Raw genomic sequence first — 23,160 nt, forward strand, 5'->3', positions numbered from 1 at the left:
GAACGACTCTGCAAGAGGCGTTGTTTCGGCAACGCCTTTTTCGTTTCTACTTAAATACTCTCCACTCAATACATTTCTATAAAGCAAATGAGCGTACAAATATCCGCGAAACTAGTAGGCGAACTCCGTGGCCAGACCGGCGCAGGTCTCATGGACTGCAAGAAGGCTTTGACTGAAGCCAACGGCGACTTGGAAGCTGCAGCAACCATCCTTCGCAAGAAGGGCATCGCTTCGGCCGACAAGAAGTCTGGCCGCGCGACTTCCGAAGGTCTCATCGATTCTTACATCCACTTGGGTGGCAAGGTTGGTGTTCTCATCGAAGTGAACTGCGAAACGGACTTCGTTGCCAAGAACGACGACTTCAAGGCTTTCGTTAAGGACATTTCCCTTCACATCGCCGCTCTCAACCCTGTTTGCGTTAGCCGCGAGGAAGTTCCCGCGGAGCTCGTCGAGAAGGAGCGCGAAGTGGCTGCTTCCCAGGCGGAAGGCAAGCCAGCGGCTGCGGTTCAGAAGATCATCGAAGGCAAGCTCAACAAGTACTACTCCACGGTATGCTTGCTCGACCAGCCTTTCGTGAAGGACGACAGCAAGTCGGTTCAGGACGTTCTCACCGAGCAGATCTCCAAGCTTGGCGAAAACATGAAGATCCGCCGCTTCGTTCGTTTCCAAATCGGCGAAGAGTAGTCTCTCCGCTTCAGGAAAACACCTTTGGCGGCTTCCCCTTGCTTGGGGAGGCCGCCTTTTTTTGGGGTCGTCACCGCTTTTGCGGGGAATGCGCGCTTGGCGGTTGCACCACTGCCGAGGTGTCGGGGCTGGCGTTGGGCGTCAGGCCGCCAGCGCAAGGAGGACTTGCGGCATCGAGCTAGCGGCTGCGGTAGGCTCGCGGGGAGAGGCCGACGCATTTGCGGAAGTTTCTCGAGAAGTAGAGCGGGTCTTCGAAGCCGAGCTCGTAGGCAATGCTCTTGATGGTCCGGTCGGTATTGTTGAGCAGCTCGGCGGTGCGTTGGATACGTAGCTCGTTGAGGTAATTGATAGGGCTGGTGCCGGTGTGCTGGCGAAAGAGGTGGCTGAATTGGGTGACGGAGTAGCCGGCCTTCTTCGCGTAAGCGGCTAGTGCTTGAGGTTTGGATACGTCTTCGCGCATTTGGCTCATGGCGCTTTCGATGCGATTGGTGGAGCTGCGCCCCTCTGCGTCGAGCGGGTTATCGTGCAGGCTGATGAGAACCTTTATGAGGGCGAGGGAGAGCTGCAGGGTGGTATGCTCCGTGTATCCGCGTTCCACGGCGTTGAGGATGGCGTTGAAGTGGCGCTTTATGTTTTCCGCCGCGGCGCAGCCGAGGAGCGGATTCTGGGGATTGAAGTTGGTCCAGGCCAGGAGACCCTCAGCTCCGGCGCCCTCGAACTTCAGCCAATACCGTTCGCCGTCTTCGTCGGAATTTGATCCGTATCGGTAGGGCGTGCTGGCTGGGATTAAGGCTGCTTGCTTTCCTTTAATGCGGTAGGTTTGCCCCGATATCTCGAGCTGGGCCTGTCCTTGGGGAACGAAGATCAGCAGGTGGTGGGGGTGGCTTCTTTCTTCGCTGGGAGCGGGGGATGCGTTCCGCAGCCGGTGTCCGATTTCCGTGACGATGAAATCCTGTGTGAAGGAGCGAGCCCGCGCGAGTTTAAGGACGCGGGTGGGGATGCGGTAGAGGCGTCGGCTCTGGGAGCGGTTGGCCTGGGTATCCGGAGGATTGTCCATGTTTTACGCAAGGCTGTGTATTCACGCAATGGGGGCAAGCTGCTAGTGTGGAGGGCGAATCGGTTTTTTATCCTATGAAGTTTGGAGTTCAGTATTATCCATCGCAGTGGCCGGAGAGCCAATGGGCGGCAGACGTGGCAAAGATGAAGCAAGCGGGCGTGAAGTACGTGCGCATGGGCGACTTGAGCTGGAGCGCCTTCGAGCCGAAGCCCGGTCAGCTCGACTTTTCGTGGATGGAGCGGGCGATCGCCTTGTTGGGAGACGCGGGGATTCGCACCATCCTTTGCACCTGCTCCCGCACGCCGCCGCCGTGGTTGTATCGGCGGCGCCCTGAGATGCTGCCGGTCGACCCGCAGGGAGTGGTGCGGTATGCGGATGGTCGCTACGCGGTGGCGATGGCGCACCCTTCGTTCGTGGAGGAGGCACGCCGGATCGACGAGGCCATGATAAGCCATTTTGCCGGAAACGAAAATATCGTGGCTTGGCAGGTCGATAACGAGATCGGCTGCCATACGGATTGCTACTGCGATCATTGCATGTCGGAGTTTCACCGGTATCTAGAAAGGAAATACAAGACTCCTGAGGCGTTGAACGAGGCCTGGGGGGAGCACTTTTGGGCGTTTTCCATCGAGCGATTCGAGGACGTGCCGCGGCCGTTCGAAAATCCGCATATCAAGCTCGAGTACCGCAAGTTTCTCTCGTCGTTGAACGTGGAATTCGCCGCCTCGCGCCGGAAGCTGATGAAGGCGGCGGATCCGGATAAGCCGGTCACAACCAACTTCCAGAACCTGTATTGGGCTCACACTGACTACCATGCGCTTTCCGACGAAATCGACGTGAACGGGATGAATCACTATCCGGCCCGTACGCCGGAGCTCGCTTTGGATTGCCTGCGAGGCGACAAGGGGGAGGTCTGGGTTCTGGAGCAGCAAACGCATTTGCCGGCCATCGATTCGCCGCCGGGGTGGATGCGCTTATGGGCGTGGATGGCGATTGCTCACGGAGCGAGCGCCTTGATTTTTTTCCGCTGGCGGCAGTGTCGCTACGGCTGCGAGCAGTTCGGCGACGGGTTGCTGCCGCACAGCGGCAGGGAGAGTCGCTTCTTCCGGGAGTTTGCCGCCATGGGAGCGGAGCTGGGCAACTTAGCCGGCTTGATCGAGCCTACGCGGCCGCGGGCGGAGGTGGCGATTACCTATGGCTACGACTCGCGGTGGGCAGTGGAAGCCAGCGTGTATCCAAAGTCTGTTGACCCAGTCGAAGAGGCGATCGGCCTTCACAAAGGTTTGTCTCAGGTGGTGACGGCCATTGACGCCTTGGATCCGCGGGCGGATTTGTCGGGCTATCGTCTGGTGGTCGCTCCGCGCTTGTGGCTGGTCGACGAAGCGATCGCCACGAACCTGCGTCGCTTCGTGGAGGCGGGAGGGACCTTGTGCTTGACGGCCGGTTCCGGGGTCGTGGACGAGTTCGGGAAGTGCTTTGAGGAGCCGAGGCCGGGGCGTTTGAGCGAGATTGCGGGAATGTGGTCGAGCGACTTCGTCGCTTCCGAAGATCTGGATTTGAGCCTAGAGTCCGATTGCGAACTCGATGGGCTGGGCGGTGGTGTATTGGCCGATGAAATACACGTGGAAGGCGCTGAGGTCGTGGCCAGGCACGGCAAGGGCTGGCGCAAGGGCATGCCGGCCCTTACGCGGCATCGTTTTGGCAAGGGTGCGCTGATCTATCTCGGTTTGCGACTGGACGACGAGGCGATGCTGCCGTTCGCGAAGTGGTTGACTGCGGAGGCCGGCGTAGAGCAGCGTTTCGAACGGCAGGAAGGGGTGACAGTTTACGAACGCGTCTGCGAGTCGTACCGCTTGCTGTTTTTGCTGAATTGGACGGATTACGCGAAGCGCTTTCCCTTGGACGCAGGTTGGCGAGATGCGCGTACCGATGAAGCGGTGGGAGAGTCCGTCGAAATAGCGGGCAACGACCTGCGATTGCTGAAGCGGGAAGCCTCCACTGAAGGGGAAGAGTACAGTTAGGAATGGAGGACGCTGTCCTATTGTTCTTTTTCACAACACTATACGCATTGAGACAAAACTATCTCATAGAAACGTTTCCCGCCTTCGCTATGATTCTAGCTTCCGACACCTCACCCCTTACGCTTGGTCGCCGTTAGCCAAGGCGTGATTCAGCACGTCGGATTGAACCACGCTACCCCCCCCGAAACGCTATGAAAGAAATGAAATCGATTTGCTTCCTGCTGTTATTGTTGAACCTTTGCGGCGCTCATGCGGCGTCGCCGCAGATTGACGGAGAGCTGCGAAAGTGGCACCGCGTGACGCTCACGTTCGACGGTCCGGAAAGTTCGGAAGATTCCGAAGAAAATCCATTTCTCAACTACAGGCTCTGGGTGACCTTTAGCCAAGAAGACAGGCAGGTGCGAGTGCCTGGCTATTACGCAGCTGACGGCGAGGCGGGGGAAAGCGGTGCGAGCGTCGGCAACAAGTGGCGGGCCCACTTCTCGCCGGACGCGGTGGGCGAGTGGACCTACAAGGCCTCGTTTCGCAAGGGCCGTGAGATAGCGCTTTCCGACGATCCGGATGCGGGAGAAGCGCTTGCTTTCGATGGGAGCTCGGGGCGAATCGAGATTGAGGAAAGCGATAAGGACGGCCCCGACTTTCGCGGAAAGGGACGGCTCGACTACGTGGGAGACCGTTACCTGAGGTTTGCCGAGACTGGGGAGATTTTCCTGAAGGCCGGTCCCGACAGCCCGGAGAATTTTTTGGCCTTTACGGATTTCGATGAGACCTACTCGCACAACAAGAACAAGCAGTTTTCCAAGGATTGGGCCCCGCATGTGCGGGATTGGAACGAAGGGGATCCGACCTGGCGCGGTGGCAAGGGAAAGGGAATTATCGGGGCCGTGAACTACCTTTCGGACAAAGGGATGAATGTCATCTACTTCATCACGAAGAATATCATCGGAGACGGCCAGGATGTTTGGCCCTACACGGATTACGACGAGCGCTTTCGCTTCGACTGCAGCAAGCTCGATCAGTGGGAGATCGTGTTCGAGCACATGACCCGCAAGGGAATTATGCTCAACGTGGTAACCCAGGAGCGGGAGAATGACCAGCTGCTCGATGGCGGCGAGCTCGGTCCGGAGCGCAAGCTGTACTACCGGGAACTGATCGCGCGCTTCGCTCACCACCCGGCCCTTGTTTGGAATCTCGGTGAGGAAAATACGAATACAGTCGAGCAGGTTAAGGACTTTTGCGATTACTTCGCGTCCCATGATCCCTATGGTCACCCGAAGGCCCTTCACACGGTGCCTTATGGTTGGGACGTGCTTTATCGGCCGATGTTGGGGCATCCTACCTTTGAGGTGCTCAGCGTGCAGACTCGCGACGATTACGACGTCGTTTATTCGCAGACGGTGAAATGGATCGAAAGGTCCCGGGCCGCAGGGAGAGAATGGCCTGTCTTTATCGACGAGGTTGGCATGGCTTGGCAGGGCGTCGAGCCCGATGCTCAGTCGCCGAACAACCAAGGCGTTCTGCGGCGGATCGCTCTCTATCCGAACCTCATGGGAGGCGGCTCGGGCGTGGAATGGTATTTTGGATACGAGCAACCGCATAACGATCTTACCTGCCAAGATTGGCGCACGCGGGATCGGTTTTGGGATATTGCCCGTTACTCCATCGAGGTGATGGGGAGCTTGCCGCTGAGGCGCATGTATCCAAATAATGAACTCATCGATGCTCCTGCTGCTCCTGCCTATTGCTTGGCTGCGGAAGGCGAAATCTATGCGGTTTACTTCGAAAAGTGGCAACGGGCCACTATCGACCTGCGGGAGTATTATGGGTCCTACCGGGTAAAGTGGTTCAATCCGCGTACGGGCGAAGGTCCGTACACGGGATCGGAATGGAAGGAGCGCTACCCGAAGCGTCGCGTGCCCAGCCTCGACGAGATCCTAGTGGAGGAAGCTTACGTTTCAGACATCGGCTTGCCTCCCTTCGATCGGCATCAGGATTGGCTGGTCCTGATCGAACGCGTATCCCAAGGAAAGGTAGTCCGCTAAGTCGTCCAAGTCTCCTTTTTGTTACCCTGACCTCGTCTAGTATGCTGAAGAAACTATTGGCCCTTTCGCTTTTGATCGTTCCTCAACTGTTTGCAGCTCCTGCTGCAACCTCGCTGCGAGTCGGACCGTTGCTCGAGAATCCGATCGGCTATGGAGAGCGGGATCTGCAGTTTTCCTGGCAGCTGCCGGAAGGTCGGCAGATCGCCTGGGAAGTGCGCTGCTCGAGTTCTGCGGAGGATTTGCCGGGGAAGGCGGACCTATGGTCGAGCGGGCGTCGCGACTCCGATCAAAGCTTATTCGTCGACTACGAAGGGGCTGTTCTAGATTCCCGCGACCAGCTGTATTGGACGGTTCGATACTGGAACGAAGCGAACGAAGTTTCGCCATGGGCGCCCGTTTCCAAGGTGGAGCTCGGCTTGCTGCATGCTACGGATTGGGAAGGGCAATGGATCAGTCATAGAGACCATCCCGCAGGCGAGGCCTGGTACGCTCCCCATTTCCGCAAGGATTTCCAGGTGGGCAAATCGCTGAAGCAGGCTCGCTTGTATTTTGCGGCCGAGGGCATCGTGGATTTTTCGATCAATGGACAAGCGGTTTCGGATCACTACTTCGCTCCCGGTTGGCCGGACTACCGAAAGCGTCGCCTTGCCCGCGTGGTGGATGTCACTTCTTTGCTGGAGCGTGGGGAAAATGCGATCGGTGCCGTGTTGGCGGATGGTTGGTTCAGCGGTACCTTACTTTTTTCCAAGCGCGACAGAAATGGCGGCGTGCCGGCCCTGCTTTGCCAGTTGGAGCTGAGCTATGAAGACGGAAGTCGCTACGTATTGGCCAGCGATGGTAGTTGGAAAGTGGCGACGGGTCCGGTGGTGTCGGCTGACTTCTATGATGGGGAGCGCTACGACGCGCGTCTGGAGCTTGGGGCGTGGGACGAAGCGGGCTACGACGCTAGCGGATGGGGCTGGCCTCAGGCCCGTGAGGTGGATCGCGAGCTTCCGATCAATTCCTATGCGGGGCCAGCGGTGAAGGTGGTCGAGCGCATCGCTCCGGTTTCCTGGAGCAGGAGCGCGACAGGCTCGATCGTTTACGACTTTGGCGTTAATCTGGTAGGGGTTCCGCGTATCGCTTTGCCGTTGCGCGAGGGGCAGCAGATCGAGTTGAAGTTTGCGGAAGCCCTCGATCCGGATGGAAGTCCGCACTACGAAAACCTGCGTTCTGCGGAAGCGACGGATCGTTACGTCGCGGCTTCTTCGGGGCTAGCTGAATGGTCGCCTCGGTTCAGCTTCCATGGCTACCGCTACCTCGAGTTGATCGGCATGCCGGAGGAACTGGCTCCGCAAGCGGACTGGGTCGAGAGTCTGGTGCTTTCCAGCGAGGTCCCGTCCACGGGCGAATTTAGCAGTTCGGTGGACGATTGGAACCAGCTGCAACGGAACATTCGCCGCAGCCAGCTCGGGAACTTTCTCGAAGTGCCGACCGACTGTCCGCAGCGCAACGAGCGGCTCGGCTGGACGGGCGACATCCAGGTCTTCGGCCCAACCGCGAGCTTCAACTACCAATCGCTGGCTTTCTTGGAGAAGTGGTGCCGCGACTTGAGGGACGGGCAGTATGCAAGCGGGAAGATTCCCGATGTGGCTCCGGACGTTATGGAGCGGGTTCGACCTACCGGTACGCCCGCTTGGGGCGATGCGATAGCCATCGTTCCTTGGGACATGTACCAGAAGTATGGTTACAAGAAGATCCTTCGCGACAATTACCAATCCATGATCGCATGGGTGGCCTATTACGATTTGGAAACGGCGGCGAACGACGGGCTTTGGATCGACTACGGTTATTCGGATTGGCTGCAGCCGTTTCAGGAAAACACCGAGCGGCCGCTCCGAGGCGACACCAGTCGCTCCTTGCTGGGAACGGCCTACTATGCTCGCAGCGCCGCAATTCTCGCTTGGACCGCGGAGGCGCTGGGCGAGAGCCATGACGCCACGCTGTTCGCCAAAAGGGCGGAAGCGGTGCGGGATCGCTTTGCGGAGGCATTTTTCGAAGGCGGGATTTTGAAGCCCCGAGAGGATGGGCAGCCCACGCAGACGGCTTACCTTTTGGCCTTGGCGTTCGATCTTTTGCCCGAGGAGGATCGCCCCGTCGCCCTGGGCGAGCTGGAGCGGCTGATCGTCGAGGAGGCGGGAGGTCACCTGCGTACCGGATTTGTGGGTACAGCTCTCATTTGTCGCACCTTGACCCGTTTCGGAAGGAGCGATCTCGCTTACGAGGTGGCGTTGAAAGAGGAATACCCTTCCTGGATCTACTCGATTCGGCAGGGCGCGACTTCCATTTGGGAGCGCTGGAACAGCTATTCCCAGGAGGAGGGATTCAATGGGGCTAAAATGAATTCGCTCAACCACTACGCCTACGGAGCAGTGGGGCAGTGGCTGTACGAGTCGGTGGCTGGCTTGTCGGAAGCGGCGCCGGGCTACCGCAAGCTGCGGGTGGCTCCGCAGGTGGGCGGAGGATTGTCGTCCGCGTCAGCAAAGTTGGATACGCCTTATGGGTTGGCGGAGAGCTCTTGGGAGGTTAAGGAGGGCCGCTTCTCCCTGCTGGTTCGGGTTCCGCCCAATACGAGCGCCTCGGTGGAGCTTCCGGACGGAGGCAGCCGAGAGGTCGGACCGGGCGAACATGCTTTTAGCTGCGAGCTCTAGCGTTCCGCTTTTTTGGCGAGGGAACGCATGGGTTGCGTCTCTCGCCGAGGGCTAAGCTGGGCCTTAGTCGACGATGGCTTGGTAGACGAGGGCGCGGAGTTTCGCATGGTCGTCGAGTCCGCCCGCGGGGCGTACTTGGGTGAAGTAAACGACTAGCAAGTCTTCCGCAGGGTCGACCCAGTAGGTCGAGTGGTAGGCGCCGCCCCAGCTGAATTCGCCGACGGATCCGGGCTCGCCGAATCGGCCTAGGTCTTCCACGACGCGAAAGCCAAGGCCGAAGCCGGCCCCATCCTTCCAAGGGAATTTGACGCCTTCCGCGAGGTGGTTGCAGGTCATCAGTTCGACGGATTTGCGGGAGAGGATGCGTACTCCGTTGTATTCGCCGCCGTCGAGCAGCATTTGCAGGAAGATGGCGTAGTCGTCGGCGGTGGAGAGAAGTCCGGCGCCGCCGGAGAAGCTTTGGCGCGGACCGTCGAGGTATTGGCCTTGTCCCGACATGCCGCCCGCGTCCGGCGCTCGCTCAAGGCCGCGGTCCTGCTTGTAGGAATAGACGACGGAGAGGCGGTCCGCCTTTTGCTGGGGCAGGTAGAAGTGGGTGTCGTTCATCTCGAGGGGATCGAGGATCTTCTCGCGAAGGAAGACGTCGAGCGACTTCCCGGACGCGACTTCGAGCACGGCGCCGAGGATGTCGGTATTGTATCCATACACGTAGCGCTCGCCGGGGTGGGCCGCGAAAGGGAGCTCGGCCATGCGGCGGACGGTTTCGCGGATGGGCTCCTCCCGGTCTGCGAAGTACCAGCCGCCGATGCCGGAGGCTTCCCAGGCGGGGCCTTTTCCGTTGTAGCCGATTCCGGAGGTGTGGGTCAGCAGGTCGCGAATGGTGATGGGCCGCTTGGCGGGCACGATGACGGTTTCGCCGGATTCGTTGGTTTCCGCTACGGTGGTTTTGGCGAATTCGGGTAGGTATTTGGAGACGGGATCGTTGATGAGGAGCTTGCCTTCCTCCTGCAGGATCATGGCGCCGACGCTGACGATGGCCTTGGTTTGGGAGGCGATGCGGAAGATCGTGTCGCGTTTCATGGGAGCGTCGGCCTCCTGGTCACGCTCGCCGTAGATGCCGAGGTGGGCCCGTTTGCCGTGTCGCGCTACCAGCACTACGGCTCCGGGCAGCTGGCCGGACTCGACCATTTCGCTGAAAGTGTTGTCGAGGCGCTCGAGCCGCTCGCTGGAAATTCCGAGGGACTGGGGCGGCGCTGGCTTGAGAGGCTTGGCCTCGAGCAGGCAGCTGGCGGCGAGCAGGTGTAGGGCGGCGAAGGCCGCGAGGCAGGTGCGAGGGAAGCGCGAGCGCGTTTTGTTATGTGGCATGTTTTCGGGGTGGGTTTAAAGGGATGGTGAGTTTTGCGGTCCGCGAGGATTTCTCAACGCTTTTGGCGGTTGGAGTTGAGTGGTAGCCTAGCGGGCGGCTGGGTGGGCTTGGGCCTCAACGGATGGACTCCAGCAGGTCGATGATGGCGATCATGCCGCAGGGCCGGTTTTCCGCATCCGTGGCGATGGCCTTGCTCGCGTTGGAGCGGGTCATGAGGGTGAGAGCTTCGCGGAGGCTGGCGGTCTTTCTGAGAAGGGGGAGCTTGGTTTGGGTGAGGGTGGATACGGGCTCTTGGCGATCGAGTTCCGAGGTCAGCAGGCGCATGTAGACGCTTTCCTTGTTGATGGCTCCGTTGCAGCTGCCGTCGGCTTCGATTACGGGCAGGTAGTTGCGGGAGGATTGGGTGAAGCGTTCGAGGGCGTCCTCGATAGTGGCGCTGGCTTCGATGCTGAAGAGCTTGGCGCTCATGTACTCGCTGACGGGCTGCTCAAGCTGCTCGGCTGGCAGGCGGTTGAGGAGGATGTCCAGCTCCTCGGCGCTGACGTAGGATCGGGCGCTTTGCTGGAGGGATTGGCCGAAGCTGGAGTCCGCGGAGACGATCTTTTGGAAGATGTCCTTGCCGATGGTTACGAGGGTGGTGGCTTCGGTAGCGACCGCGTCGAAGAGGTAAGGGCGGTTTTCCAGCAGGGCGCGTTCGCCGAAGTGCTCGTGCTGGCCGACCTTTTTGACGAGCTGCCCTTTGTCGCGGAGGTCGATGGCGCCCTTCTTGACGAGGTAGAAGGAGAAGGACGGGTCGCCGGCACGGAAGAGGGTGTCGCCCGGCTCTAGGTGGGTCTCCGAGATGTCGGTGCTGTAGCGAGGGTTGAGAAGGTTGATGTCGCGGGGGAAGAAGAGCTCGAGAGTCCAGTCGAAGAGGACTCGCAGCTTTCGCTCGAGGCCGGGGAGCTTTCCTAGGTAGATGGTTCGCCACATCCACCAGGCGAAGGCGCCGGAGAAGCGAAGTCCCTTGATCTCGGCCACGGCGCTGTGGTGGCCGATGGTGGCGAGCTCGCCGATAGCCTTGAAGGTGAAAGGGCGGGTTTCTTGGTCCTTGAGGCGGCGGGCGATGTTGCGGCCCATCAACTCGCCTTGGCGCAGGGCGAATTGGGCGGTTGGCGGGCTGGGTGTGCCGTCGGTTTGGGGGACGCTGGCGCAGTCGCCGGCGGCCCAGAGCCAGGGGATCCCGTCGATGGAGCAATCCGGCAAGGTGACCACCCGTCCCCGTTCGATGGATACGGGGCAAGGTGCAGTTTTCTCGAGGTTGAGAATGAGCGGATGCGGCGCGTTGCCGACGGTGCAGATAATGTTGTTGGTATCGATGCCGCTGCCGTCGTCGAGGTAGACGGTGTTGGCGGTGACGGCCTTGGCGCGGCGGTTGAGTACGATGTCCAGTCCGCGTCGTTTGAGCTGGGCCGCGGTGTACTCGCCCAGCGAGCGGTGCAGGGTGGGGAGCAGGTGGTCGCGGCTGTGCACGAGGGTGAAGGAGAAGTCGGCCCAGTCCACGTGCTTGTAGTGCTTGTGGATGGCTTGGGCCAAGTCGATGAGCTGCCCGGCGGTTTCCACTCCAGAATAGCCGCCGCCTACGATGACGAAGGAGAGCAGGCGTCGCTTGGTCGCTCGGTTCGAGGTCAGGTTCGCCTCTTCGATGCGGGAGATGAAGTGGGCGCGGATCCTCATGGCGTCGCCCACGTTTTGCAGCAGCAAGGCGTGCTCCTGCATGCCGGGGATGCGGCTGAGGTCGACCTTGGCTCCGAGGCAGAGGGCGAGGTTTCGGTAGGTGAAGGTGACGGGGCCCGCGAAGTCGCCCGCGTGCAGGGTGAGCTTCTTTTGGTCGAGCTGGAGGGAGTTCACCTTGCCCTTGAATACGTTGACTCCCTTGCAGAGGCTGCGAATCGGATTGACGACGTGCCGCGGCGAAAGGGCGGCCCCGGCGACTTCCGGCAGCATGGGCTGGAAGACCATGTGGTTCTCCTCGGCGATGAGCGCGACGCTGGCGGAGGAGCCGGAGCGCCTCAGGGCGCGGGAGAGCTTTTGGGCGGCATAGACGCCGGCGAAACCGCCACCGAGGATGATGGCGTCGAATTCTTCTGGATACAGATTGGACATGGCAGGTTGGGGCGACTGTGAGCGATGCCGGTCCCGATTGCCAGAAGAAGTCGGGGTGCAATGCGCATTGCGCCTCCGACCGCTAAAAGCACCCACAAGGACGGCCTCGGGCGAGGTCGTCCTTGAGAGCCGACCTGCTTAGTAGGCTCCCTGGGAGTAGGTGAGCTCGTAGCTGTGGGTGTAGATCTCGAACACTAGGCCGAACGGATCCTCGACGTAGACCATCTTGTAGGGCTTTTCGTTCGGGTAATATTCCCGGATCGGCATGCGCTGCTTGCCGCCGTGGGCGACGATCTTTTCCACGAGGGCTTCGATTTCGGGATCCTGGATGCAGAAGTGGAAGGTTCCCGTTTTCCAGTACTCGAATTCCTTCGGTTTCTCGTTGTTGCGGAATTCGAACATTTCGATGCCGATCTTGTCGCCCGTAGACACGTGGGCGATTTTGAAGGACTCCCAGCCCGTACCGAAAACGTCGATACACATCTTTCCGATGGCGGTGTCGTTCTCTTCCGTCACGACGGTAGGCTTCATGATGGTGTACCACCCCATGACCTCTTCGTAGAATGCGACTGCTTTCTCAAGGTCGGGCACTGACAGTCCGATGTGGGAGAAGGTTTTTGGATAGGTCTTCATAGTAATCTTTGTTTTGCTGATTTATTGCGATGGTCGAAGTTGGAGGGCCAAACGCATGGGCTTCGCCGTCGGCTGCATTGCAGGTTTTTTGATGGGATCCTTTTTCCGCGAGCGGCAGCAGATGCTGCGATAGCGAAGCGAAGGGTACTCGCGTCAGGTCGGAGCCGATTGGGCAGGCTGTCGGATCCCTGTGGTTTGATGTCAAAGGGTAAGGGTTTACACTTTTAAGGGGTGGCCGGGGAACGCTCAGGCCCAGAAGAACGAGATCAGCAAAACCAGGGCTACGCCAGCGGCGAGCATGACAAGGAAGACGAACTCGAGGAACAGGGTGGCGAAAATCGCTTTGGTCCAAGTGAGCTGGAAGATGCGTCGCAGCGCGAAAACGGGATATAGCTGAATCCACCAAATGAATACGCCCCAGACGAGCTCTCCGACCTTGGGGGATGCGAGAGAAATGAGGTCAGAGCTGAGGCCGATTAGGAAAACCCAGAGCAGGAGGAAGGTCTGCAGGTGCATCGAGATGATGACGTGCTCGAGGTAGACGTAGCCGCGTCTGCGAAAGACGAGGCGGGTCGCGAGGGCGAGAAGGGGGACGCCTAGCAGGAGAACGCGTGGCAGCCAGGTGTTGAAGGCGTTGAGGAAGGCTTCCGGGCTTTCGAACTTTTCCTGCATTTTCGCAGAGAGGGCGGCCCCGCTGTTTCCGTTGGAAAGGGCATTCTCGCTGGCGGGCGCTTCGGCTGTGGAAAGGGTGGGCGTGGCGACCAAGTCGGGGTCCTGTTGCGAGTTGAACCAGAGGAAAAAGAGGAGGGAGGCAAACAGGTAGAGGCGCAGGGGAGGCATCTGGCTTGCTCTTTTGCCGTCCAGGAAAGTGGCCGTCATGGAGCCCGGCAGGAAGAGGAGGCGGATGATGCCTTGCGGGACTTTTCCGTCGATATTCAGCAACGAGGATGCGAATTCGCCGACGAGCCCGCGCCAGTCCTTTTTGAAGTCGAGGTCTCGCTGGCCGCAGGATGGACAGTAGGTGGAGTGAATTTCAGCGCTGCAGTTTAAGCAGCGCTTGGGAGCGCTTGAGGAAACGGGGGTAGACATGGGCAAGGGGTGGGACGAGGCGAGCTTGCAGGGGGACGCTGCCTTTGGGAAGGAGAAAGGTTCTGCTCTAGCTCCCGCTATTCAGAGTCGAAGAGGCGGTCGAAGGTGTGGCGGAACCTTCCTTTGCGCAGCTCGACTTGGGTGTAGCTGGGCGTCTCTCCGGGAAAGAACTGCAGGGTGGTGTCTTTTTGAGTGGATACGAAAAAGAGCTCGCCGGCGGGAAGGAATTCGATCGGCTCGTCGTCGCCCTCTTGCCAGTAGTAGCGGCCGGCGTCCTCGAAGAAGCGTTTGTTGCGGTGTCCTTCGTCGCCGTAGCGGCCGAGGTAGGGAAGGAAGCGCTGGGGGTCGAAATCGTCGACCGCTTGGAGAACCACGAACGGGTCTTTGGCGTACTCTTCGTTTTCCGCCTTTTGCTTGCGGGTGGCTTCGATGCCGCGCTCGGTCTTGTCGCTGCCAAGGATTTTGCCGCGAGGCATTTGGGATTCGATGTATTTGCCGGAGAGGAGTTCGATGTCGCCATCGTGGAAGGCGGCGGCATTGGCGGAAAGCACGGACCAGTAGAGGACTCCTTTGCGGACTCCTTCGACCGCGTCCTTGATGAGGGGCTTGAAGGTGGCAATGGCAGCTCTGGCGAGGGCTCGTTTGACGGGGCCCAGTTCGGCTTCCTTGAAGGCGAGGGGGAGGACTTCCTTGAGGACTTTGTTCAAGGTGTTCTTGGGGGGCAGGTAGAAGACCCAGCGGAATGCCTCGAAGTTTTGCGCTTCGAGGTCCGCAACGGTGAGCGTTGAGAGGCGTTGGTCGATGCGTTTCGGTTCGAAGTCGAGTTCCCAGGCCAGGAGGTAAAGTTGGGCGGCGATGGGCGGCATCGGCATGGGGAAGGCGTCGATCAAGGTATCGATGTCGATGGGGAAGTCTTCTTCGCCTTCGTCGTCGTCCATTTTGAAGTCGATCTTTTCCCGCCATTTCTGGACCGACTGTTCCAGCTCGTCGGCGATTTGGCGAAGCTCGGCGGGTGCGTCGTCGCCTTGCGCTTGGGCCATGAAGTTTTCCAGCAGCTTAATGGGGTGCGGTTCGCCGGGCTTGCCGATGATGATGAGACCGGCTCCGGGAGACCGTTCGAGGGTGTCGTAGGCGACCTCGACGACATTATGGGCGAAGCGGGTGGCGTAGCGACGGTCGCCTCCGGAACGGGCGAAAACGGTGATGGGAATTTCTTGGCCCGTGACCTGGATGGGTTCCAGTTCGTAGAAGTCTTCGAAGGAAAGGTCCTGATTGCGGGGCTTGGCTTGAGCTAGGGCGGCAAGGCTTAGAGCGAGGAGAATGAGCTTTTGGAAGGCGCGGTGCATGGCGGGATTCTGTCTCGCCTGTTACCCAGGGGAGGGAAGGCGGTTGCTGGAAAAGTTTGGGAAATCGCTCTTGTGTGCGAGTCGCGTTGGGGCGTGTGAATCGAGAAACGGTTCGACTTGGACGAGGGATTTTTGCTGTTTGGAGGGCAGTTGCGAACGTTCCCCACCCCCCCTTCCATGAAAACAGTAAAGCTCGGAAAAAGCTCCCTTCACTCAACCCCGCTCGTCTACGGATGCATGCGGATTTCTGGCGACGATTCGCCCGCGGCCCGGCAACGCGGCAAGGAGGCTATCCTTGCCGCCTACGAAGCGGGCTACAACCATTTCGACCACGCTGACATCTATGGGGCGGGGCGTTGCGAGGAGTTGTTTGCGGAGGCGATGAGCGAATTCGCGATCACGCGGGAGAGCGTTTTGCTGACGAGCAAGTGCGGTGTGCGTTTCAAGGATACGCCGACGGAGGGGCTGCCGGGGCGCTACGATTTTTCGAGGGATTACATCTTGCGGAGCGTGGAGGGCTCGCTGCGTCGCCTGAAGACGGACTACTTGGACTTGTTCCTTTTGCATCGCCCGGACTACCTTTTCGATCCGGACGAGACTGCGTCGGCATTGGTGGAACTGGTGGATTCGGGGATGGTGCGGCAGTGCGGGGTGAGCAATTTCAAGCCGTCGCAATTCAGCTTGCTGCGGTCTCGCCTAGACCTGCCTTTGATCGTGAACCAGGTGGAGGTGAATATCCACAACCTGGATGCCTTGCTGGATGGAACCTTGGACCAGTGCCAGGAGTTGGGGGTGACGCCGCAGGCTTGGTGTCCGATCGGCGGGGTGGCTTATCCGGCGTGGGGCAATACGTTCACTCCGGAGGACGAGGCGCGTATCAAGCGTGAGTTCGATCGCCAGGCGGAGAAGTACGGGGTGGAGGATTGGGTTGTCATGCTGGCTTGGATACTGCGGCATCCGGCGGGGATCTTGCCGATCGTGGGCTCGACGACTCCGGAGCGGATCCGGACGGCGAGGAAGGCCTTGGAGATCAAGTACGAGCGGGAGGATTGGTATCAGCTGCTGGAGGCGAGGAACGGCGCTCCGGTGCCTTGATCCTTTTTTTCAGGCACAAGGGACGGGCCTAGACGCTGGGCTTGTATTTTCGATTGCCATAGGGGCTTGGCCTGAGCAGTTCCTTGCCGTGGACTTTTACTTCGAAACCTACGCCGAGCTCGGCCTTCAACGTTTAATGGTATCCGACCGGCCCCGTACGGATGCCTTTGCCGCCGCTATCAAGGAAGCGGTGCAAGGGGGCGAGACTGTGATCGACGTGGGCACGGGCTCGGGCTTGTTGGCGATGCTGGCTGCCAATGCGGGCGCGAAGAAGGTCTATGCTCTGGACCAGTCGGCAGTGGCGGCCGCGGCTCGTGAGACGGTGGAGCGCAATGGAATGTCGGGGACGATCGACGTGGTAAACGCGAACGCGTCGAACTTCGACGTGGTGGAGCCGGTGGACTTGATTGTGAGCGAGTGGCTGGGTCACTTCGGCTTTGCGGAAACGATGCTGGACGACGTGATCAATTGCCGGGACGCGAACTTGAAGGAGGGCGGTCGCATGTTGCCGTCCGGAGTGGAGCTGATGATGGCACCGGTGGATTCGACGGTGCTTTACGACATCGAGGGACCGGGGTTCTGGAAGGACAAGGTCCATGGGATCGACTTTTCGCATCTGGAGCGGCGCGAGCTGCAGCAGGCTCTCGCCATCAAGACGGAGATTCCGGCGGCGGATGTGATCGCGGAGCCGCAGGGGCTGGTGAAGCTCGATTTGGCGAAGGCGGCCAAGGAGGATGTGTGGCAGCATGGGAAGTTGCGTTTCAAGATCGATCGGGATGGGAAGATCAATGGCTTCGCGGGTTGGTTCGTGGCGGAGCTGACGCCGTCCGTGATTTTGGATACGGGGCCGTTCCAGGCGACGACGCATTGGATGCAGACTTACTTTGCGATTGAGCCGATCGAGGTGAAGGTGGGCGAGGAAGTGGTGCTGAGCTACGACCTGACGCGTCACCCGGTGGAGCCGCGCAGCTTGATGATGAATTTAACGGTTGGCGAAGCGAGCTACGGCTTTACGGTTGGCTGAGTGACTGCGATGACGGATCCCGGGCTTTGGAAGCGACTGTGCCATTTCGAGTTTGACGCGCCGGAATCGGCGTCGCCGTTTTCCCTGCGTTTGCAGGAAAAGCTTGGCTGGAGCCCTTCGCGGACGCAGGCAGCGATCGAGGAGTACCGCAAGTTTCTCTATTTGGCGGGGGTGAGCGAAGGCGGAGTTGTTCCGTCCAAGGCGGTCGACGAGGTTTGGCATTTTCACCTGACTTATACGCGTTCCTACTGGGAGGAGCTCTGCGGCCGGGTTTTGGGACGGCCATTGCATCACGATCCCGGCGCGGGGGCTCGGGAGGATCGAGAGCGCTTTCGGGCGACTTACGTGCAGACCTTGATGCGCTACGAACGGGAGTTCGGCGAGGCGGCTCCGGTTCGCTTTTGGCCGATGCCGCAGGACAGGACCGCTCGTATTTTAAAGTTGGATACCGTTTTTCGGACAGCGGTACGCTTGCGGAGACAGCTTGCGGGCACGGTGGCGTTAGTAATTGGACTGGCGCTGCTTTCCTTGGCGGGCGATGGGGAGGGTGCTTCGTCTGCTCTGGCCAAGGTAGACGGGGATGTCGTGGTGGGAATTATTTTCGTGGTGATCGTTGTGGGGGTGGTGATTGCGAGATTAGGTGGCGGCAAGGGTGGAGGAAAGGGCGGTAGCCACGGCGGCTGTGGCAGCTCGTGTGGGAGCGACTGCGGCGGTGGTTGCGGTGGTGACTAGTTTTCGTTTGTCGGGCGACTGGGTTGTGCTTTTTTGCCCGCAGATGGCGCAGATGGGCGCAGATGGTTTTGGGGGAGCGTTTGGGTTGCTCTATGTGAGGAAGCGCGAATCCGGCCGTCGCTCTTTGAGCTTCCACCTTCGCTAAAGCTACGGCGGACGAAATGGCGGACTAGCGTGGACGCGAATTTTTTTTCGGTTTCTTAGGGATGGTGGCCGGTGGGCATTGCTCTGATGAGCAAGGAGGCGTTTGGGGTGAGGGAGCGAGTTATTTGGGGTTCTAGTTCGCAGGTGTTTTTGATGGATTTTTGGGGGATCCTGCAATGGGAGAGGTGGCCGGTGGGCTCTGTCTCTTAGGGGGTATTAGGTTGGCTTCATTCGTTTGAAAAGGTGGGCGGGGCGGTGGATATGCGGCTCGGGTTGGACTATTTTTAGTTCGGTCGCTCGCATCCTCGTTTGGTGGGCGACTTTCCAGCGGTCTGGACGTCTGGGAATTGGCAAATCCCGGGACGGATAGGCCGGCTGTTTGTCGGGAACTGGGACGGTGGCCGAGCGGTTTCTCGGGACTGCCCCTTCTTTCGTTAACCTCGGACCCTGAGAGCTATGTTAAAAGAGAGAGTTGTGAAGAAGGTCTGCAACGCGGTGCACCGGGAGGTGACCCTGGAGCTGGCGAGCGACGAGAACGATATTACCGGTTATGAATCGCCAGGTATGATCAAGGCTTGCGATTCCTGCACCCAATGCGGAGTGAAGACGGAAAGCGGGTACCATTGGGAGCGCTGCGTCTTTTACGGTAGGGCCCTGTAGGCTCGTTTGGGCGTGGCTGGCTGCTTCCTCCTAGGGGAGCTTTTTCGATCTGGTGCTGGACAGTGGGGGACTGGCCTCGATAGATCCTTGGTTCGAAGCATGAACGAAGGATTTAGGAAGGTGTTGTGTCGCTCATTGGAGGCGAAGGATGTGGTGGAGCTGGAGACGATTCAAAGCCTTTGGAGCGGGTATGGGAAGATCGCTCGTTTGGGCGTGGTGGGTGGATCGCTTGATTATGTAGTTGTTAAGCTGGTACGGATTCCCAACGAGGTGGATCATCCAAGGGGATGGAATTCGGATTTTTCCCATTTGAGGAAGATTCGCTCGTACGAGGTGGAGATGGCTTGGTACGAGGGGCAGGCGAAGGCCTGCGGGCAGGCGTGTCGCATTCCGCGCTGTTTCGCGACGGCTGCGGAAGGGGGCGAGATGATGCTTGCTTTGGAGGATCTCGACGCGAGCGGCTTCTCGGCTCGTAAGACAGCGGCGTCGCTGGATGACATGAAGCGGTGTCTTTCGTGGTTGGCGGAGTTTCATGCCCGTTTTCTTGGCGTGGAGCCGGAGGGCTTGTGGCCCAAGGGGAGTTATTGGCATCTGGATACGCGGCCGGACGAGTTGGCGGCGTTGGAGGATGTTTCTTTGAAGAAGGCGGCGGGCCAGATCGACGCTCTCCTGGAGGGCGCTCGCTTCAAGACCTTGGTGCATGGGGACGCGAAGCTGGCGAACTTTTGCTTCGACGATGTTCGCCAGCGCGTGGCGGCGGTGGATTTTCAGTACGTGGGCGGGGGCTGCGGGATGAAGGACGTGGCCTACTTTATCGGTAGTTGTTTAACTGATACGGATTGCGAGCGAATGGAGGCGAGCTTGCTCGACTGGTATTTCGGGGAGCTGGGCAAGGCGTTGTCGCGTTTGGGTCGCGAGGCGGACGTTGAGGCGATCGAGCGGGAATGGCGTCGCTTGTTTCCGGTGGCGTGGACGGATTTCCATCGTTTCTTGAAGGGCTGGAGTCCGGGGCACTGGAAGGTGCACAGCTACAGCGAGCGTTTGGCGAGGGAGGTCGTGGAGGGGCTGGGCGATGGGGTTTAGCGAAAGGGATCTGAGGGAGCTGGGCTCGCTGGCGGCTGGGGCAGCTCGCGAGGCGGGCGAGCTGATCGAGCAGCGGGTAGGTTCGAGGTTTCTGGTGGAAGGCAAGGAGGCCGGGGAATCTTTGGCGTCGCAGGTGGTGACGGAGGTGGACCGTTTGGCGGAGGAGCGGATCCTGCGGGCGTTGGAGGCCTCGATCGAGGCGTTTGGCTTAGGCGTGTTGACGGAGGAGCGGAAAGACGATGGAAGCCGGTTCGAGCGGGAGGCCTTTTGGTGCATCGATCCGCTGGACGGGACTTTGCCTTTTATCGAGGGCGTTGCGGGCTATGGGGTTTCGATCGCTCTGGTAACCCGCGCGGGCGCGCCTTTGGTGGGGGTGGTCTACGATCCGCGGGAGGACAGGCTGTTCGAGGCGACGAAGGGATGCGGGGCGAGGGTTGACGGCCAGGTCCGTCGCTTGCCTGAGAGGCCCTTGGGAGCGGAGGTCTTGGCTGTTTTTAGCGATCGCAGCAGTCGGGACGATCCGAGGCATGCTGCGGTTTTGAGGGACTTGGAGGCGGTTAGCGGAGCGGGTGGTATCAGCAACACGGTTGGAATGGGGGCCGCCTTGAACGCTTGCTCGGTGTTGCGGGGAGGGAGGAGCTGCTATTTCAAGTTGCCGAAGGCGAAGCGAGGGGGCGGCAGCGTGTGGGACTTCGCGGCTTCCGCTTGCATCGTGAGCGAGGCTGGCGGCGTGGTGTGCGATTTGTCGGGAGCAGCGTTGAAGCTCAACCCGGAGAGGAGCTTGTTCATGAACGAGAGCGGCGTGCTTTTTGCGAGTTGCGAGTTTTTGGCGGAGCGTATTCGTAAAACCCATTCGAAAATCGCTCAAATAGGGTAAATGCCTTTTGCTATTAGGGGATTGAAGAAGGGAATGTGTTGACTGGCTTCGATGGGCTGCCTCATTTTCTGGCTGTGGCAGAGTTTACCCCGAATGCTCAAGATTCCCTAGCGAAGGAAGAGGGAGAGAGGTCTGAGCCCCGCGTGCTGTTGGTCGACGATACGGCTTCCAATACGATGGTGGCGAAGGCGATCCTGAAGCGCTATGGCGCTGTCGATCCCGACACTGCGGAGAATGGGGCGATCGCCCTAGAGCATGTTCGCAGCAAGCGCTACGATCTGATTTACATGGATTGCATGATGCCGGAGATGGATGGCTACGAGGCGACTCGGGCGATTCGCGGAGGCGAGGCGGGGGAGCATAACGTGAAGGTTCCCATCATCGCCTTGACTGCGAATGCGATGCATGGCGACCGGGAGATCTGTTTGGAGTCCGGAATGAGCGACTACATTACCAAGCCGATCGATCCGCGGGCCCTAGTGAAGTCGCTCGAGAATTGGTTGGGTCGCGAGCACGCTTGAGCGGTTCCGCGGGGCGGGGCATGAAAAAGCGCGAAGCGATGGCTCGCTTCGCGCTGGATTGAAAAAAGTTTCTCTGTTCGCTCCTAGCGGCTGGCGCGTTTGCGGAGGGTGGCGTTGAGGATGCGCTTGCGGAGGCGGAGGTGGTTGGGAGTGGCCTCCACGAACTCGTCGTTGGCGATGTACTCGATGGAACGCTCGAGGGAGAAGGAGATCGGCGGGCTGAGCTGGATGCCCTTCCCGTCGCCCGAGGAGCGGAAGTTGGTGAGCTGCTTGGCGGTGGTCGGGTTGACCGGGATTTCGCCTTGGCGCGGGTTTTCGCCCACGATCATGCCTTCGTAGACTTCCACGCCGGCGCCGACGAAGAGCTTGCCGCGGTCTTCGAGGGCGGAGAGGGAGTAGGCGGTGGTCTTGCCGTTGGCCATTGAGACGAGGGTGCCGCTCTTGCGGGTGACGATTTCGCCGACCATGGGGCGGTACTCGAGGAAGAGGTGGGACATGATGCCGTGGCCGCTGGTGGCGTTCACGAGGTCGATCTCGAAGCCGATGATGCCGCGGGTCGGGATTTCCATCTCGAGGAAGACGATGCCGTTGCGGGTTTCCATGTTGGTCATGATGCCCTTACGGTTGTTGAGGTTTTCCATGATGCCGCCCATGCATTCTTCTGGCAGTTCGATCCAGAGGGTTTCGAAGGGCTCGCAGGTCTTGCCGTCGATCTGCTGGGTGATGACGCTCGGGCGGGAGACGAGGACTTCGAATCCTTCGCGGCGCATGGTCTCGACGAGTACGGCGATCTGCATGGCTCCACGGGCGGAGACGTTGAAGATGCCGGAGGTCTCGCCGTCTTCGACTTGGATGGAGACGTTGGTCTTCATCTCGCGCATGAGGCGCTCGCGGATTTGGCGGGAGGTGACGAGCTTGCCGTCGCGTCCGGCGAGGGGGCCGTCGTTGACCGCGAACTGCATCATGATGGTTGGCGGGTCGATTTCGACGAAGGGGAGCGGCTCCTGGCTTTCGGTCTTGCAGAGGGTTTCGCCGATGTCGACTTCCTCGAAGCCGGCGACGCCGACGATGGTGCCAGCGTGGCCTTCTACGGATTCGGAGGAGCCCATGCCGCTGTATTCGAAGACCTTGGTGACCTTGATGCGCTCGCGCTTGCCGTCTTCCTTGACGCGGAGGATGGTGTCGCCCTTGGCGACCTTGCCGCTGAGGACCTTGCCGATGGCGACGCGGCCGACGTAGTCGTCCCAGTCGATGTTGGAGATGAGCATCTTGAACTCGCCTTCGGTGTCGGCTTCCGGAGCGGGGATGTGCTCGAGGATGGTTTCGAAGAGCGGGGTCATGTCGACGCGCTCGTCTTCGATGTTGCGGACGGCGAATCCGTTCTTGGCGGAGCCGTAGATGAAGGGGGCGTTGAACTGGTCTTCGTCAGCGTCGAGGGCGAGGAAGAGTTCGAGGACGAGGTCGTGCACGCGCTCGGGGTCGGCGTGTTCGCGGTCGAGCTTGTTGATGACGACGATGGGCTTGAGGCCGTGGCCGAGGGCCTTGCGGAGCACGAAGCGGGTCTGGGCCTGGGGGCCGTCCTTGGCGTCGACGAGCAGGAGCACGCCGTCGACCATCTTCATGACGCGTTCCACTTCGCCGCCGAAGTCGGCGTGGCCGGGAGTGTCGACGATGTTGATGGTCTTGCCCTTCCAGTGTACGGAGGTGTTCTTGGCCTTGATGGTAATGCCTTTTTCGCGCTCGAGGTCCATGGAGTCCATGGCGCGTTCGGCGACGGCCTGGTTTTCGCGGTAGACTCCGCCCTCCTGCATGAGCCGGTCGACGAGGGTGGTTTTCCCGTGGTCGACGTGGGCGATGATGGCGATATTGCGAATGTCTTCGTTGCGTTTCATGGTGCTCCTAGGTGCAAAAAGTGGGGACTTGTGACGAGGGATGCGAGCTTTGGCAAGGC

The 23,160-nt window shown here is 59.9% G+C and carries 18 protein-coding genes; 11 read left to right on the plus strand and 7 right to left on the minus strand.

The features are described 5' to 3' along the window. The first annotated feature begins 87 nt into the window (after positions 1-87). Positions 88-684, plus strand: a complete 597-nt coding sequence (tsf, locus tag QEH57_RS02995; RefSeq protein WP_309005191.1) for a translation elongation factor Ts — start codon at positions 88-90, stop codon at positions 682-684. Positions 685-862: 178 nt separating this feature from the next. Here the strand turns inward: tsf and QEH57_RS03000 are convergent, their stop codons facing one another. Next, positions 863-1,741, minus strand: coding sequence for an AraC family transcriptional regulator (locus tag QEH57_RS03000; RefSeq protein ID WP_309005192.1), 879 nt, complete (start codon positions 1,739-1,741; stop codon positions 863-865). A gap of 74 nt (positions 1,742-1,815) precedes the next feature. Between QEH57_RS03000 and QEH57_RS03005 the strand changes: the two genes are divergently transcribed. The 3 genes from QEH57_RS03005 (at position 1,816) to QEH57_RS03015 (ending at position 8,494) form a co-directional block, all read left to right on the plus strand. After that, positions 1,816-3,762, plus strand: a complete 1,947-nt coding sequence (locus QEH57_RS03005; RefSeq protein WP_309005193.1) for a beta-galactosidase — start codon at positions 1,816-1,818, stop codon at positions 3,760-3,762. A gap of 191 nt (positions 3,763-3,953) precedes the next feature. After that, entirely contained in the window at positions 3,954-5,804 is a 1,851-nt protein-coding gene (locus QEH57_RS03010) for a DUF5060 domain-containing protein (protein WP_309005194.1), read from the plus strand. A 41-nt stretch (positions 5,805-5,845) separates the two neighbouring features. After that, positions 5,846-8,494 (plus strand): family 78 glycoside hydrolase catalytic domain, encoded by a 2,649-nt coding sequence (locus QEH57_RS03015; RefSeq protein ID WP_309005195.1) that lies wholly within the window; start codon positions 5,846-5,848, stop codon positions 8,492-8,494. A gap of 63 nt (positions 8,495-8,557) precedes the next feature. Here QEH57_RS03015 and QEH57_RS03020 read toward each other — a convergent pair whose 3' ends face one another. The 5 genes from QEH57_RS03020 to QEH57_RS03040 form a co-directional block, all read right to left on the minus strand. Next, positions 8,558-9,859 (minus strand): serine hydrolase domain-containing protein, encoded by a 1,302-nt coding sequence (locus QEH57_RS03020; RefSeq protein WP_309005196.1) that lies wholly within the window; start codon positions 9,857-9,859, stop codon positions 8,558-8,560. A 115-nt stretch (positions 9,860-9,974) separates the two neighbouring features. Then, positions 9,975-12,005, minus strand: a complete 2,031-nt coding sequence (locus tag QEH57_RS03025; protein WP_309005197.1) for an FAD-dependent oxidoreductase — start codon at positions 12,003-12,005, stop codon at positions 9,975-9,977. Positions 12,006-12,143: 138 nt separating this feature from the next. Beyond that, positions 12,144-12,638 carry a lactoylglutathione lyase family protein gene (locus QEH57_RS03030; RefSeq protein ID WP_309005198.1) on the minus strand — a complete coding sequence of 165 codons (495 nt, stop codon included), beginning with the start codon at positions 12,636-12,638 and terminating at the stop codon, positions 12,144-12,146. 246 nt (positions 12,639-12,884) lie between these two features. Beyond that, positions 12,885-13,727: a DUF3667 domain-containing protein gene (locus QEH57_RS03035; RefSeq protein WP_309005199.1), complete on the minus strand. Its 843-nt coding sequence runs from the start codon at positions 13,725-13,727 to the stop codon at positions 12,885-12,887. Between the two features lie 77 nt (positions 13,728-13,804). After that, positions 13,805-15,073: a hypothetical protein gene (locus QEH57_RS03040; RefSeq protein ID WP_309005200.1), complete on the minus strand. Its 1,269-nt coding sequence runs from the start codon at positions 15,071-15,073 to the stop codon at positions 13,805-13,807. 177 nt (positions 15,074-15,250) lie between these two features. Between QEH57_RS03040 and QEH57_RS03045 the strand changes: the two genes are divergently transcribed. From QEH57_RS03045 to QEH57_RS03075, 7 genes are all read left to right on the plus strand, one after another. After that, positions 15,251-16,168, plus strand: coding sequence for an aldo/keto reductase (locus tag QEH57_RS03045; RefSeq protein ID WP_309005201.1), 918 nt, complete (start codon positions 15,251-15,253; stop codon positions 16,166-16,168). A gap of 88 nt (positions 16,169-16,256) precedes the next feature. Next, positions 16,257-17,192 carry a 50S ribosomal protein L11 methyltransferase gene (locus QEH57_RS03050; protein WP_309005202.1) on the plus strand — a complete coding sequence of 312 codons (936 nt, stop codon included), beginning with the start codon at positions 16,257-16,259 and terminating at the stop codon, positions 17,190-17,192. Continuing rightward, positions 17,193-17,924 (plus strand): hypothetical protein, encoded by a 732-nt coding sequence (locus QEH57_RS03055; RefSeq protein ID WP_309005203.1) that lies wholly within the window; start codon positions 17,193-17,195, stop codon positions 17,922-17,924. A 600-nt stretch (positions 17,925-18,524) separates the two neighbouring features. Further along, positions 18,525-18,728, plus strand: a complete 204-nt coding sequence (locus tag QEH57_RS03060) for a hypothetical protein (RefSeq protein WP_309005204.1) — start codon at positions 18,525-18,527, stop codon at positions 18,726-18,728. A 99-nt stretch (positions 18,729-18,827) separates the two neighbouring features. Beyond that, on the plus strand, positions 18,828-19,811 hold the full coding sequence (locus QEH57_RS03065; RefSeq protein ID WP_309005205.1) for a phosphotransferase: 984 nt from the start codon (positions 18,828-18,830) through the stop codon (positions 19,809-19,811). Next, complete coding sequence (locus QEH57_RS03070) at positions 19,801-20,688, plus strand: inositol monophosphatase family protein (protein ID WP_309005206.1); 888 nt, start codon at positions 19,801-19,803, stop codon at positions 20,686-20,688. The genes QEH57_RS03065 and QEH57_RS03070 overlap by 11 nt, the downstream gene beginning before the upstream one ends. Positions 20,689-20,762: 74 nt before the next feature. Continuing rightward, entirely contained in the window at positions 20,763-21,209 is a 447-nt protein-coding gene (locus QEH57_RS03075; RefSeq protein ID WP_309005207.1) for a response regulator, read from the plus strand. An 83-nt stretch (positions 21,210-21,292) separates the two neighbouring features. Here QEH57_RS03075 and typA read toward each other — a convergent pair whose 3' ends face one another. Next, on the minus strand, positions 21,293-23,101 hold the full coding sequence (gene typA / locus QEH57_RS03080) for a translational GTPase TypA (protein ID WP_309005208.1): 1,809 nt from the start codon (positions 23,099-23,101) through the stop codon (positions 21,293-21,295). Positions 23,102-23,160: the final 59 nt, after the last annotated feature.

It is taken from the genome of Pelagicoccus sp. SDUM812005 (genome assembly GCF_031127875.1).
GTDB lineage: Bacteria > Verrucomicrobiota > Verrucomicrobiia > Opitutales > Opitutaceae > Pelagicoccus.

What these genes read in the sequence shown, in the direction of transcription:
- QEH57_RS03025 (WP_309005197.1), bottom strand. Translation starts at nt 12,005, where the DNA reads ATGTCCAATCTGTATCCAGAAGAATTCGACGCCATCATCCTCGGTGGC.
- QEH57_RS03070 (WP_309005206.1), top strand. Translation starts at nt 19,801, where the DNA reads ATGGGGTTTAGCGAAAGGGATCTGAGGGAGCTGGGCTCGCTGGCGGCT.
- QEH57_RS03020 (WP_309005196.1), bottom strand. Translation starts at nt 9,859, where the DNA reads ATGCCACATAACAAAACGCGCTCGCGCTTCCCTCGCACCTGCCTCGCG.
- tsf (WP_309005191.1), top strand. Translation starts at nt 88, where the DNA reads ATGAGCGTACAAATATCCGCGAAACTAGTAGGCGAACTCCGTGGCCAG.
- QEH57_RS03040 (WP_309005200.1), bottom strand. Translation starts at nt 15,073, where the DNA reads ATGCACCGCGCCTTCCAAAAGCTCATTCTCCTCGCTCTAAGCCTTGCC.
- QEH57_RS03065 (WP_309005205.1), top strand. Translation starts at nt 18,828, where the DNA reads ATGAACGAAGGATTTAGGAAGGTGTTGTGTCGCTCATTGGAGGCGAAG.
- QEH57_RS03030 (WP_309005198.1), bottom strand. Translation starts at nt 12,638, where the DNA reads ATGAAGACCTATCCAAAAACCTTCTCCCACATCGGACTGTCAGTGCCC.
- QEH57_RS03000 (WP_309005192.1), bottom strand. Translation starts at nt 1,741, where the DNA reads ATGGACAATCCTCCGGATACCCAGGCCAACCGCTCCCAGAGCCGACGC.
- QEH57_RS03010 (WP_309005194.1), top strand. Translation starts at nt 3,954, where the DNA reads ATGAAAGAAATGAAATCGATTTGCTTCCTGCTGTTATTGTTGAACCTT.
- QEH57_RS03005 (WP_309005193.1), top strand. Translation starts at nt 1,816, where the DNA reads ATGAAGTTTGGAGTTCAGTATTATCCATCGCAGTGGCCGGAGAGCCAA.
- typA (WP_309005208.1), bottom strand. Translation starts at nt 23,101, where the DNA reads ATGAAACGCAACGAAGACATTCGCAATATCGCCATCATCGCCCACGTC.
- QEH57_RS03060 (WP_309005204.1), top strand. Translation starts at nt 18,525, where the DNA reads ATGTTAAAAGAGAGAGTTGTGAAGAAGGTCTGCAACGCGGTGCACCGG.
- QEH57_RS03045 (WP_309005201.1), top strand. Translation starts at nt 15,251, where the DNA reads ATGAAAACAGTAAAGCTCGGAAAAAGCTCCCTTCACTCAACCCCGCTC.
- QEH57_RS03035 (WP_309005199.1), bottom strand. Translation starts at nt 13,727, where the DNA reads ATGTCTACCCCCGTTTCCTCAAGCGCTCCCAAGCGCTGCTTAAACTGC.
- QEH57_RS03015 (WP_309005195.1), top strand. Translation starts at nt 5,846, where the DNA reads ATGCTGAAGAAACTATTGGCCCTTTCGCTTTTGATCGTTCCTCAACTG.